10 protein-coding genes and 1 tRNA gene are annotated in these 12,106 nt (G+C 66.2%); 2 read left to right on the top strand and 9 right to left on the bottom strand.

The genetic code is table 11. The annotated features are described in order from the left end of the window. Positions 1-40: 40 nt before the first annotated feature. Positions 41-112, bottom strand: a tRNA-Cys gene (locus tag ABZ827_RS26865). A gap of 218 nt (positions 113-330) precedes the next feature. On the opposite strand from ABZ827_RS26865, the gene ABZ827_RS26860 reads away from it, so the two are divergent. Together ABZ827_RS26860 and ABZ827_RS26855 are read left to right on the top strand one after the other, a co-directional pair. Further along, positions 331-873, top strand: coding sequence for a MarR family transcriptional regulator (locus ABZ827_RS26860; protein ID WP_357242215.1), 543 nt, complete (start codon positions 331-333; stop codon positions 871-873). Positions 874-950: 77 nt separating this feature from the next. Continuing rightward, positions 951-1,997 carry a hypothetical protein gene (locus ABZ827_RS26855; RefSeq protein WP_357242212.1) on the top strand — a complete coding sequence of 349 codons (1,047 nt, stop codon included), beginning with the start codon at positions 951-953 and terminating at the stop codon, positions 1,995-1,997. Positions 1,998-2,021: 24 nt separating this feature from the next. On the opposite strand, the gene ABZ827_RS26850 is transcribed toward ABZ827_RS26855, so the two are convergent. The 8 genes from ABZ827_RS26850 to ABZ827_RS26815 form a co-directional block, all read right to left on the bottom strand. Next, positions 2,022-2,798 carry an enoyl-CoA hydratase gene (locus ABZ827_RS26850; protein WP_357242210.1) on the bottom strand — a complete coding sequence of 259 codons (777 nt, stop codon included), beginning with the start codon at positions 2,796-2,798 and terminating at the stop codon, positions 2,022-2,024. Positions 2,799-2,904: 106 nt separating this feature from the next. After that, a complete protein-coding gene (locus ABZ827_RS26845; RefSeq protein WP_357242207.1) occupies positions 2,905-3,717 on the bottom strand; it encodes an ESX secretion-associated protein EspG in 813 nt (270 codons plus the stop codon). After that, entirely contained in the window at positions 3,714-4,532 is an 819-nt protein-coding gene (locus tag ABZ827_RS26840) for an ESX secretion-associated protein EspG (protein ID WP_357242204.1), read from the bottom strand. The genes ABZ827_RS26845 and ABZ827_RS26840 overlap by 4 nt, the downstream gene beginning before the upstream one ends. Beyond that, positions 4,529-7,096 carry a hypothetical protein gene (locus ABZ827_RS26835; protein WP_357242201.1) on the bottom strand — a complete coding sequence of 856 codons (2,568 nt, stop codon included), beginning with the start codon at positions 7,094-7,096 and terminating at the stop codon, positions 4,529-4,531. Before ABZ827_RS26835 ends, ABZ827_RS26840 begins: the two co-directional genes overlap by 4 nt. Positions 7,097-7,173: 77 nt before the next feature. Further along, complete coding sequence (locus tag ABZ827_RS26830; RefSeq protein WP_357242198.1) at positions 7,174-7,653, bottom strand: YbaB/EbfC family nucleoid-associated protein; 480 nt, start codon at positions 7,651-7,653, stop codon at positions 7,174-7,176. A 136-nt stretch (positions 7,654-7,789) separates the two neighbouring features. Next, a complete protein-coding gene (locus ABZ827_RS26825; protein ID WP_357242195.1) occupies positions 7,790-8,110 on the bottom strand; it encodes a hypothetical protein in 321 nt (106 codons plus the stop codon). A gap of 32 nt (positions 8,111-8,142) precedes the next feature. After that, positions 8,143-11,331 carry a hypothetical protein gene (locus ABZ827_RS26820; protein ID WP_357242192.1) on the bottom strand — a complete coding sequence of 1,063 codons (3,189 nt, stop codon included), beginning with the start codon at positions 11,329-11,331 and terminating at the stop codon, positions 8,143-8,145. Between the two features lie 228 nt (positions 11,332-11,559). After that, positions 11,560-12,099 (bottom strand): hypothetical protein, encoded by a 540-nt coding sequence (locus ABZ827_RS26815; protein WP_357242189.1) that lies wholly within the window; start codon positions 12,097-12,099, stop codon positions 11,560-11,562. Between the last annotated feature and the right edge of the window lie 7 nt (positions 12,100-12,106).

Genomic DNA, 12,106 nt, shown 5'->3' with positions numbered 1-12,106 from the left:
CCGGTGCCGGCCTCGTAAGGCCGGCGCCGGTGGCAGATCGAGCGAGCGGCGGGAATCGAACCCGCGTGAACGGCTTTGCAGACCGTTGCCTCAACCACTCAGCCACGCCCGCGTGACCGGATGATCATCGCCCGGGTGCGGCGCGGCGGGCCAGGGTTCGGATCGCGAGGATCGCAATCGGTCGCGGTGCGCCGCCCGCCCCGGCGCCGGTATGCGTCGATGTGCGGCGATCGGCGCGGCGTGGGGCCGGTCCGGAGATCGCCACGGAGGGGTCCGTCTGTGCGCGCACGGTCGGCTCGTCCCATGTGGTGTCGTGCGATGATCGAACACATGTCTCGCCCCCGGCCGCTACCGCTCGACCCGATCCAGGAGGCCCATCGGCAATGGGTCGGCCACGGATGGGGTGCGGTCGCCGACGGGATGGCGGCCGTGACGTCGCTGGTCCGCGCGCAGCAGATCGTTATGGCCCGAGTGGACGAAGCTCTGCGACCCACCGGTCTGACCTTCTCCCGCTACGAACTGTTGCAGCTACTGAACTTCAGCACCACCGGCGCGCTGCCGATGGCGGTGGCCAGCGCGCGGCTGCAGGTGCATCCGACCAGCGTCACCAACTCGGTGGACCGGCTCGAGGCCGCCGGGCTCGTGAAACGGGTGCCGCATCCGAACGACCGGCGTGCCACGCTGATCGAGATCACCGGCGCCGGAAGGTCTCTTGTCTCCGAGGCCACCGGATATCTCAACGAGCGAGTCTTCGCCAGGCCGGAGCTACCACCCGAGGGGTTGCGGACACTGTTGCAACTGCTCACCGAGTTCCGGCACACAGCGGGTGACTTCGACACCGGGGAGGAACCGGCTCGCTGGAGCGAGCCCTGACCCCCGGCACATCGGGCCCTGCAAATTTCTCCATGATTCGGCTTGGCAACACCGCTACCGCGGCGCACCATATGTTTATGGTGCTGGTGCTCGGGGTATCTGTAGGCTCCTCCGGAGCGCGCGCCGTACTCACTCATTCCGATCAACCACACCTGCCACCGATCGATCGTTGCCATATCCCCCGCAGGGCCCGTAGCCCACTCGTCGAACCGGTACTCACCGCGGTCCGGCGGATGCATACCGCGGCCCGCCGGCGCGACGAGTACATCACCGGCACCGCCGTGACCTGCCAGGACCATACGCAGGCCGAGCGAATCGGCGACGCCCTCGGCGCCGGCCGGATCACCGTGGTGGACGAACCCCTGGCTCAAGTGCGGTATCTCCGGTTCACCGAGCAACTTCCCACGTCCGGTTCGGTGATGCTGTTCGACCTGGGTTCCGCCGGCCTCACCCTCACCCAGGTGGACTGCCGCACCGATACGGTGCTCGCCGCGAGCAACTGGCCCGGTCTCGGCGGCGATATCTACAACGACCTGCTCTGCGAATGGCTCGACCGGTTCGGTGTGTGCACCGACGAAATCGCGGCCGGCCGGTACCGGGAGGCGCTGAGCAGCGCCCGGGTGGTCACCGCCGCGGACCCCGCCACCGCACGGCGAGCGGTGATAACCCGCAGCGACCTCGTCGAACTGTGCACCGAACCGCTGGCGACGGCGGCCATGCTGGTCCGGCGGGTCAGCGAGCATTCCGAGGTCCCGGCGGAAACGATCGCGTTGCTGGGCGGCTGCGCCCGTAATCCCGCGCTCCGCGCCCGCCTCGCCGATCTGCTCGGACTCCCCCTGGTCTGCGATCGCGAACCGGAGTACGTTTCGGCGCGCGGAGCGCTGCTGTTCGCGGCCCAGCGGCCGGTCGCCGGGACCCGGACCGCCCATATCCGCGCCGGCGGCCAGGTGGTGCCGCTGGCACCGCCGGTCGTCGGACGCCGCAAGGTGTACGCGGCGGCGGCGGTGACCATCGGTTTGGGTGCGACCGTGGCCGGCCTGCTCACCGCGCAGAACGGAACCGTGCAGCCGGCGCATGGCCACTTCGTGCCGACCGATATTCTCGACGCTCCGCCCGAGCCCTGATCGGACCCGGGCCGCGCCCGCGATTCAGCGGTTGGTGAACTCGGCGGACCGCTTGTCGACGAACGCCGCCATACCTTCCTTCTGGTCCGCGGTGGCGAACAACGAGTGGAATACCCGTCGCTCGAACCGCAATCCCTCGCTCAACGTGGTCTCGAAGGAGCGGTTCACGGCTTCCTTGGCGATCATGGTCACCGGCAGCGACATGGACGCGATGGTGGCGCCGACCTCGAGCGCGGTATCGAGCAGTTCCGCGGCCGGCACGATCCGGGAGACCAGTCCGGCACGTTCGGCTTCCTCGGCGTCCATATTCCGCCCGGTGAGCACCAGATCCATCGCCTTGGCCTTACCGATCGCCCGGGTCAGCCGCTGCGAACCGCCGATGCCCGGGATAACACCCAGTTTGATCTCCGGCTGCCCGAACTTGGCAGTATCGGCGGCGATCAGCAGATCGCAGATCATCGCCAGCTCGCAGCCCCCGCCCAGGGCGTATCCGCCGACCGCGGCGATCGTGGGCTTGCGGAACTGGGCCAGCCGCTCCCAGCGGGCGAAATAGTCGTCCATGAACATGTCCATATAGGACTTGGGCTGCATCTCCTTGATATCGGCGCCCGCGGCGAAGGCGCGGTCGGAGCCGGTGATCACCACCGCACCGATCTCGTCATCGCGTTCGAGTTCGTCGAGTGCCACGATCACATCGTCGAGGACCTGCTCGTTGAGCGCGTTCAATGCCTTCGGCCGGTTCAGGGTGATGAGGCCGACCTTGTCTTTACGCTCCAGCAGAATCGTCTCGAAATCGGTCACGGCGCATCCTCTGGGTCGAAATGGTCATGAATATCGGTGACGATACCGTGCGGACCGGTACGGCAGCACAGTCGCGGTATCGGTCCACCGGACGGGGGAACGATGGTTATTCGGCTTCCAGACGGGCCGTGATCTGGGTGATCCAACCATCGATCCACCCGGAAAGTTCCCGCCGGCCCACTCCGGTGACCGTGGAGCGAGGCCCGTCCGACTGGATCAGATACCGGCCGTCGCCGGGCAGATCGCGCCACACCGCGGAGGTCTGCACGATTCCGGGCAACCGGAAGTGCAATCGACTCTGGAGTACCCGCAGATAGCCGGTACCGGCCGCGGGAGTACCGAAGAACGCCGAACTCTGCGCCGCGTGATCACCCGCGCGAGGCGCGGTCGTCTCGCTCTCCACGGTGAATCCGGGCTGAGTGCCGGGACCCATGGGCGGCAGCAATCCGGCCACGGAATCGGCCAGCACCTGTGCCGTGCATTCGACTACGTCGAAACCCCTGCTGTGCTGGACGGTTTCACCCGGCCGCTGGGTTATCACATAGCCGCGTGCTCCCTGCCGTACGGCGTGTACGAAGGTACACGCTTCCGGCATCCGAGCGTCGCCCTCATCCCAGCCTCGTGCGACGACGATGAGTTCCGGCCTGGAGATCGCGCCGACCATCTCCTCGAACGCGCGATCCGACCGGGTGCGCAAGGCCCGGCGTATGCGTTCACGCTCGGCGTCGTAGTCGGCGGCGAATCTGATCCGGCTGGTGAAGGTGAACGGTTTGGGCAGCTTTCCGCGCCGGAATTCGTCGCAGAGGACCTTGAACTCCAGATCGGTGAACGTCCAGCGGCGCCGGGGCACCGGTTCACCGGATATGACATCCGGCGCATCGCCCGGCCGGCGCGGACCGCCCCCGGTCACGAGTGTCATTCCTCGGTTTCCATATTCCGATCGAGCCGGGCCACCACCGAACCTATCTGCTCGTCGACCCATTCGATCAACTCCGGTGTCCCCATTCCCGTCGCGGACGGTGACGGATGCTTCAGCGGGATCGTGTACCGGCCGTCATCCGGCAGGTCGCGCCACAGCACTCCCATTTCGATACGACCGCGTGGCCCATATTTCGAACGACCCTGAAACACCCGGATGGTGCCGCTGCGGACCGCGCCCGTACGTAGAAACGCCAGGGCATGGTCATAATCGTTGCCCCCTTCGTCCTCGTCCTCGTCGTTATCGGAGATCATCGATCCGGACGTCGTATAGCCGGGTTCGAATCTGGGGTCGCGCGAGGTGTCGGGGATCGCGGTAGCGGGCGATCGCCCTGCCCGGGAAAACGGAACACGGGAGAGAACGATCTCGGCCAGTGCGTGCGGATCGCATTCGACGATATCGAAACCGGCAGCGTGGTGCACCGTTTCGCCGGGCCGCTGGGTTATCACGAAACCGCGGGCCCGCTGCCGGAAGGCATGGACGCGGGTACGCATCCCGGGGTCGTCGAAATCCTGATCACCACCGAATGCCTGCAAGCTGACGAATACGTCGGGTTTGGCGAGTGCGGCACCGAACGCGTCCAGCTCGCCGCTGTAGCGAGCACGTAGCGCCCGGCGGGTCTCGGCGAGCTCCCATTCGTATTCGTCCGCCCATCGAATGGAACTGGTGAAGACCAGCGGTCTGGGCAACCTACCCTCGGTGTGATCCTCACACACTGCCCTGAACTCCAGATCGGACAGCTCCCAGCGCCTCACGGTTCGATCACCGGTTTCACCCGATCAGGGACGTCCCACACATCATCCAAATTCTCTCGGCCCTGCAGGTATTTCGACGGCTTGTAGTCGTTGCTCTGCCCGCCGGAATTTGCGGCGCCGGCGCCCGGCGCCCCGCCCATCGGCGCTCCGCCCATCGGCTGCGAAGAGCCCGTGGGCGATTGCTGGCCGCCGGCGGGGTCCATCCCCGGACCCGCCACCGCCGCCCGCGGGAACAGCTGCGACTGCTGCTGTTCGGGATAGGGCGACATGGATTGTTCCGGTGTGACGTCGCCGCCCGGCAGGCCGGCACCGGGCCCGCCGCCGGCGCTGGCACCCCCGCCGAGGGCACCGGCCAAGTGATCGAGCTGCTCGCGGGCCGGATCCAGCATGCCCTGTAGATGCTGTTGAATCCGGCTGGGATCCAGCATCCGAGCCAGCTCGTCCATTCCCGGGAGTCCGTTGCCGAGCTGGGTGAACGCCTGAATACCCTGGGTGAGTAGGTTGGACAGCATTCCCAACGGGTCCTGGCTACTGCCACCGGTTCCGCTCCCACTGCCGCCGGAGCTGTCGCCGCCGCGTCCGGTCCCGCTGTTGCCCGTGTTGCCGTCACCGGTTCCGTCCCCACTGCCGGAGCCGGAATCGTCACCGAACAGCGTATCCGCCGAACCGTAGGGCGAATTCTTGTCGTACAGCGACGAGAGTGGAGTGTTCTTCAACTCCTCGGGCATATCCTCCACCGGAACACCGGTGAGTTGTGAGAGCGCATCCGCGAGAGTGGGCTCGCCCGAACCGTCCGAGGCGGTGATCTTCCGGTTCTTCAGGGCATCCGGCATCTCGGATGCCGGGATACCGGTGAGTTTGCTCAGGATATCGGCGGCTGTGGGGTTCTCCGGCATCCCGCCGCCACCGCCGGTGGAATCCGAGCCGCTTCCACCTTCCGAGCCGAGACCGCTGCCGCCGCTCGAGCCGAGCCCGTCCCCCTTGTTGGACACCTCTTCGCCGGGCGAGTCGCCGCCCAGCAAGTCCTCGGCAGAAGGCATTTCCGGCATCGACGGGGTCTGCTGCTTGCCGGTGTAGGCGGGGTTGCTGCCACCGCCGCCCTTCTGGCCCGAACTTCCACCGCCGGACCCGGTACCGCCCGAGGACGCCGTTTCGGGCATGGTCGGCATAGATCCGCCCCCGCCCTTGGATCCGGTGGGCGTACTGCCGATCGGACCGCCACCGCTGCCCGAACCGCCGCCGGTGCCGGACGAGCCGGCGTCGATGGGCGAACTGTTTCCGGTCGAACCATTGCCCAGACCGGCTCCGTTTCCGGGGCCCTGCCCGCTGCCCGAACCACCGCCGCTACCGGTGCCTTCCTGGCTGTTCTGACCGTCTTCGAAGCCTTGGTCGTAGCCGTCGTCGAAACCGGATTGGTAGCTGCTTCCGCTTCCGCCGCCACTACCGCTGCCCCCGCCGCTTCCGCTTCCGCCACCACTACCGCTGCCCCCGCCGCTTCCACTTCCGCCACCACTACCGCTGCCCCCGCCACTTCCACTTCCACCGCCACTGCCGCTGCCCCCGCCACTACCGCTTCCGCCGCCGTCGCCGCCGCCCTCCGGCTTGGTAACGGGCCCGTCCAGGACGGGCATCACCTTCACTGTTTCCTTCATCGGCTCGAGGTAGTACTCGTTGAGATTCCAGCGGAAATCCCCCAGGTCGGGTTCGTGACACCCGCCCGGCTCCGACGGTATGCCCGGCATCTCCGGTTTCGTATACGCCAGGAATGTGGCCGTCCACGCCATGCTGTCGCGCACCTGCTCGATGGAGTCGATCAGCGGCTGGACACCGTTGCGGTAGTTGCGTACCGCGTCCTGCGCCCCCGCCGAGCCCTCGCCCTTCCACGAATCGGCCAGTGGGAAAATGGTGTCCACCAAGCCGTTCAGCTTCGTGCTCAAATCGCTCGCCAGTGAACCCCAGGTCGCCGAACGGTTCATCACGGCCTGTGCGTCGATGTTCTGGCCGTGGTCGTACATCTCCCGCCAGGACACCGCGTCCTGAGCCTCGACCTTGATGGCATCGCCCGGATCCTTGTTACCGGCGTAGTTCTTCACACCGCTCGGAATATCGGGGCTCGAGTTGTTGAGAACAAGCATGAAGTCACGTGGCTTCATGTCCTCGGCCACTGTCTTGGGTTTATAGTCCGCCGAGCCCTCGCCCGGCTTTATCCCGTTCAACTCGTCCTTCGACGCCTGGTCGACATCCTCGTAGGCCTTACCAGCGGCAATGAACAGCTTGCTCATACCGTCGAGCACCGTGGCGTGCTCACGCAGTATCTCGTACAAACGGCCGGCTTTCTTGCTGTAAACCCCTGCCAGCTGATTGCCGGAACCCAGCGCCCCGAACATCACCGGATCGAGCATATCCAGCTTGTGCTCGCCGATGGCATCGGCCATACCCCGCAGATCATCGACCAGATCGGCGGCAGCCCGGGCCGCGGTGATCGCGTCCTTGGGGCTGAACTGCAGATGCCCATCGTTCGCTTTGGTCGTGAGATCGGACAGCGTATTCGGGTCCAATGCCATGAGCGTTCACTTTCCGTCGTAACCGTCGACCGGAGCCTGCCGCGGTACGGCGACCGGGCCCATCGAGATCGGTGTTGTCAGTCTCGGTCCGCGACAACCGAAGTCGGCCCCGAATCGTCGGGTTCATCCGGTTTGTTCCCCGGCCAGTCCGGCGAATCCGGCGATACGGTCGGTGTTTCCAGCGGCTGGGGAATCAAGCCGGCCAGATCGGGCGCACCCTCGATCATCTCGGAAAGCTTCGGCAGCGAATTCCGATGCTCCAGCAGCGGATCCATGAGTTCCCGCGCCTTCTTCTGCACCTGCGCCGCGGCATCCTGCACGGCCTTGGTGATGGCCGCGGCGATCTCGTCCATCGTCAGGTCGAGGATATCGTCGGCGAATTTGGTGTCGATGAGCAGACCGTCGGCGTTCACCGTCACCTCGATCCGCTTCTCCTCGGCGAGGACCGTGGCGGTGAGGAGGGAGCGCTTCTTCTGCACTTCCGCTATACCGCGCATCTGATGGGTCAGGCCGGACAGCATGGTCGCCATATCTTCCTGCAGGCGTTCGTTCACCACGGCGCTACCTCAGTCCTTCCGGTCCGGCGATGGGGTGCGACTCCGCGAAGACCACACCCCCGGGATTACAGCGCAAAATGTTTAATACCCGGTGGCGCGCACGCAAATTCGATGCGATACCCACCACCGGGCGGCCTCAGAACTGGCCGTCCATCGAACGCAGTTGATTCACGCCGTCGCGCTGCCCGGCAGCGAAGGATTCGAAGGTGTCGCCGATCCCGTCCACCCCGTCCAACAGGTTCGGTTTCGAGGACCCGTAGCCGTCGTTGTTCTTACCGTTGATGAACTTCTCGCCCATGGAATCGTTGCCCCACGGCTGCTTGGTCGAATCGTTCTCGATACCGGCGAGCCGCTCCCGGACTCGATTGCCGACCCCGTGTACTTCGTCGGCCAGATCCTGGGTGAGATTCGCGGCTGCCTCCAGCTTGTCCGGGTCCACCTCTACGCGGTCTGCCATGACTCTCTCCTCACTTCCGGCAACTTGCCGGATCATGTCAACGTGAACGGCACATCGACCGAGGAACCGTTCCCCGCGCCACCGCCCACCACTTGCCCCGGTTCCACCACCGCGCCCTCCGGCACCACCGCACCGGGCAAGATCACCGCCCCTTCGTGCACGACCGCCCCCTTCCCCACTACGGCGCCCTCGTGGACGACCACACCAGGGCCGATGACGGCCCCGTTGCCGATCGAGGCACCCGGTTCCACCACCGCACCCGGGCCCAAGGCGGCTCGTTCGCCGATCGAAGCGTCCTTGCCCACGGTGGCACCCGCATCCACCCGCGCCCCCGGGCCGACCGTCGCGCTGGGGTCGACCACGGCATCGGGATGGATGACGGTGGGCTCCGGGTTATCCGAGGGTTCGTCGTCCGGCGGCTGATCATCCGGGTCGGCTTCCGGTGGTACGGCACCCGCGGGCAGCCAGCCGTCTCCCGCAACATCCGGTGCCGTGAACTTGTCGATCGGATAGGGCACCTTCATCGGCCAGCGCTGCGGTCGCGGTTTTCCGCGCACATCCTTGCCCTCGCCGATGAAATGGTGATTATCCGGATCGTTGGCGAACCGCTCCCGAGCAGCCGCGTAGTGCTCCCGGGAATTACGCTCCAGCCCCTGGGCTTCCCACCACGGCCGCAGTGTCCCCGGCGGCGGCGGAGGCGGCAGTGCGGGCGGCTGACCGAGCGGCGGAGCGGGCGCCGGGCGCGACGGAGTCAACCATGCAGGATCCTCCGGCCCCCGATTCACCACCGGCCCCTGACCCACCGGCGGAGCAGGCGCCGGACGCGACGGAGTCAACCACGCAGGATCCTCCGGCCCCCGATTCACCGGCCCTTGAACCACCGGCGGCTGACGCAGCGGCGAACGCTCGGGAACCGGCGGCGGACGCAACGGCGACCGCTCCGGAACCGGCGGCGCCTCCTGGGACGGCAGGGTCCTGGAGAAGTTCGGGGGCGGTTGCGGCGGTGCCGGTGAAGTCTGCGGCGTCGGCTGCTGGGTAGACGGGTTGTGTTGCGTGGGCGACGGGGTCTGTTGCGATGCGGAGATCGACCCGTCACCCGTTATCGCAACCCCGATCGGTGCCACACCGCCACCTGGTATCGGGCGGGAGAAGTTCGGCGGTGGCTGCTGTTGCGAATGCTGGTGGGCAGCAGGCTGTTGCTGGGCAGGCGATGAGACCTGTTGCGCGGCCGGCTGTTGCGATGTTCCCGGCGGAGGTACCTGTTGCTGCGTCGTTGGGGTCTGCTGCGGAGTAGGCGCGGGTTGCGATACGGGGGTGGAACCATTGTTGCTCCCCCCGAAGCCGGACTGCCCCGCTATGTCGCCGTGTGCCGGATCGATCCCGTGATCCTGGGACGGCGACAGCGTGCGATCGTAGATGCTTTCCGAATCGGATACCGGCGACAGTGGACGATCGTAAATACTGTCCGATTCCGACAACGGCGACACCGGACGCTCGATGAAACTTCCCGCATCCGAATCCGACCACCGCGATACCGGCGGGTCGTAGCCACCATCGGAATACGACAGCGGACGTTCGCCGGTACTCCCCGTATCCGAGTCCCACGTCGTGTAGCCGAACGTAGGATCGAAGCCCCCGTTCTGCGGCGCGGTGGCTCCGAGACCGCCCCCTTGCCCAGGTGACCAGTTCGCTTCGCCCCCGAAGTTGTTGCCCCCGAGATTCGGCGTCTCCCCGGCCGGCGTGAACCACTGACTCTGCGGCATGGTGCTCGCCCAGTTCTGCGCCGATTGCGGGACCACGGCCGGACCGCTCTGGCTGCTGCCGCCGTTGTTCTGGACACCGCCGCTGTTCTCAACACCGCCGCTGTTCTCAACACCGCCGCTGTTCTCAACACCGCCGCTGTTCTCAACACCGCCGCTGTTCTCAACACCGCCGCTGTTCTGGACACCGCCGCTGTTCTGAGCGCCACCGTTGTTCTGGACACCACCGTCGTTCTGGACACCGCCGTTGCTCTGGCCTCCAGTACCACCGTTCCCGCCGCCGGTACCACCATCGGTTGTGTTCTGCGGAGGAGTGTTTCCGCTTGTTCTGATAATGAATTTGCTATCGGGACGGACAGCGAACGACCCCGGCCCGTCGTACTTGGGGAAGCGCCAGGCATTGCCGCGCAACCAATGGTCTTTCCGGAAGGCCGACATATCGGTGAACCCGTCGCTGGACTTCGGCACATAGCTGTTGAACGCCGAGGCACCGCGGGCACCGCCCACCAGACCGCCTTGCGCGAAGTTTCCGACCCAGCCCGGACCGTTGCTGAACGCGGAGAAATCGCCGCCGGCCGCCAGTGCGGTGGCCAGGTTTCCGAATACTGCGCCGACTCCGTCGGACATGGCGCCGATGAACATACCGTTGGCCGTCCGGCCGGCGAAATTGTTCAGATATTTGCCGGCGACCTTCTCGATCGCTTCGCCCAGGTACCGTCCGAATTCACGAGCCGGGACAGCGCCGGCGGCACCACCCAGGGCCGAAAGACCGAACTCCTGGCCGTTGAACGAACGTCGTTTCCCGTCCGCGATCTGGCCCGCTTGGATACTGCCGTTGATCGCCATCGGAACGACGGCACCCTCCGCGGCGCGGGCGCCGTATACACCCCAGCCCTTCGCTGTGGGCGCAACCAGATTGCCTTTTGCGAGCTCTTTCCAGAAATGCCGTTTCGCCACCGGCGCGCCTGCGCGGGTAGCAATGTTCGCGATGGTCTTCTGCACGAAATCCTGAATGATCTTGAGGTACGAACGGGTGGAGGCGATCGCCGCCGCCTCCACAGCCGGCGCCGTCGGCGGAAACAACCATGCCCAGGCGATCTCGACCGCCAGCCAGCACAGCGTGACGATGATCGTGAGTTTTGTGGCCTGCAACTCGGTACCCATATCGAAGGTCGAACCGTATTGGGCCTCCATCGATTTCGCGAGCTGTTCCAGCGACTGGTCACCGCTGCGCAGGAGGTCGTACCGCGCACCCATTTCGTCGCGGGCCGCGCCCTCCGGGTACGCCGCCATTGTGGCCTGCTTGGCCTTGTCGATCTCGGCGAGCAGGGTGTACAGCTCGTTACTACCCTCCTGCCAGACCGTGGCGACTGCCCACGCCTGGTCCTCGTCCCCGTCCGGCCATTGCGCACCCGCTATCCAGCCCAGCCAGCGTAGCTCCGGAGGCAGGTACAAACTCATAGCGGCACAGCTCCGACGGTTCGGGAACGCGGACCAGGGTCGTGTAGGCCGTGTCGATTCTGCCGCTCATCGCTGAATTCCCGGTGGCCCCCGAGCGAATTCGGCGCCATATTCCGACGAAACCGGCTGGTACACCGCGGCCGCCGGCACCGGGCTGTGCTCGCGCCCGTTCCGGTGGATCCGGGCCTGCCGACGATCACGCACCGGGCAGCCGGACCCCGGGATCGTTCAGGCGCGCAGGATTCCGGTGGCCGGCCAGGTTCCGTCGCGACGCAATCGCGATTCGGACCAGGTGACCGTATGACTGCACGTCACGTGGATTTCCGCCGAATCGGTGTGGTAGTGATACGTTCGCTTGTCGATGGTCAGCAGATGCTCCGTCGGCGGCTCTTCGGGTGGTTCGGTAAGTGACCGGCCGCGGACCCGATATTCGACCATCTCCGGTGTGTCGCGCACCCGGTCGACGTGGATCTCCCAGGTCGGCGGGTACACCTGGTAGCCCTGGACCGGTTCGCCGGACCGGATGTCCTCGTCGTACATTTCGCCGATCATTATCGGATGCAGGCTGCCGTGCGCGGTGATCACTCCGGTCTGCCGGTTCACCACATAGTTGCCCTGCCCCATCCCGGCCTCGGGGTCGTCATCGTCGCGCTCCTCCCGGCACACCCAGCCGAATTCGGTGGGATATACCGCGAATTCACGGTCTGTGTCGAAAGCTCGGGCGATGTACCCGCGTACCTGCTCCGGAGTTTCCCATTGATCGGGCATATCGCCT

Origin of the sequence: Nocardia sp. NPDC019395 (assembly GCF_040632335.1) — a bacterium.
GTDB lineage: Bacteria > Actinomycetota > Actinomycetes > Mycobacteriales > Mycobacteriaceae > Nocardia.
The sequence above is the reverse complement of the archived record's forward strand: the minus strand, read 5'-3'. Positions and strand labels throughout refer to the sequence as shown.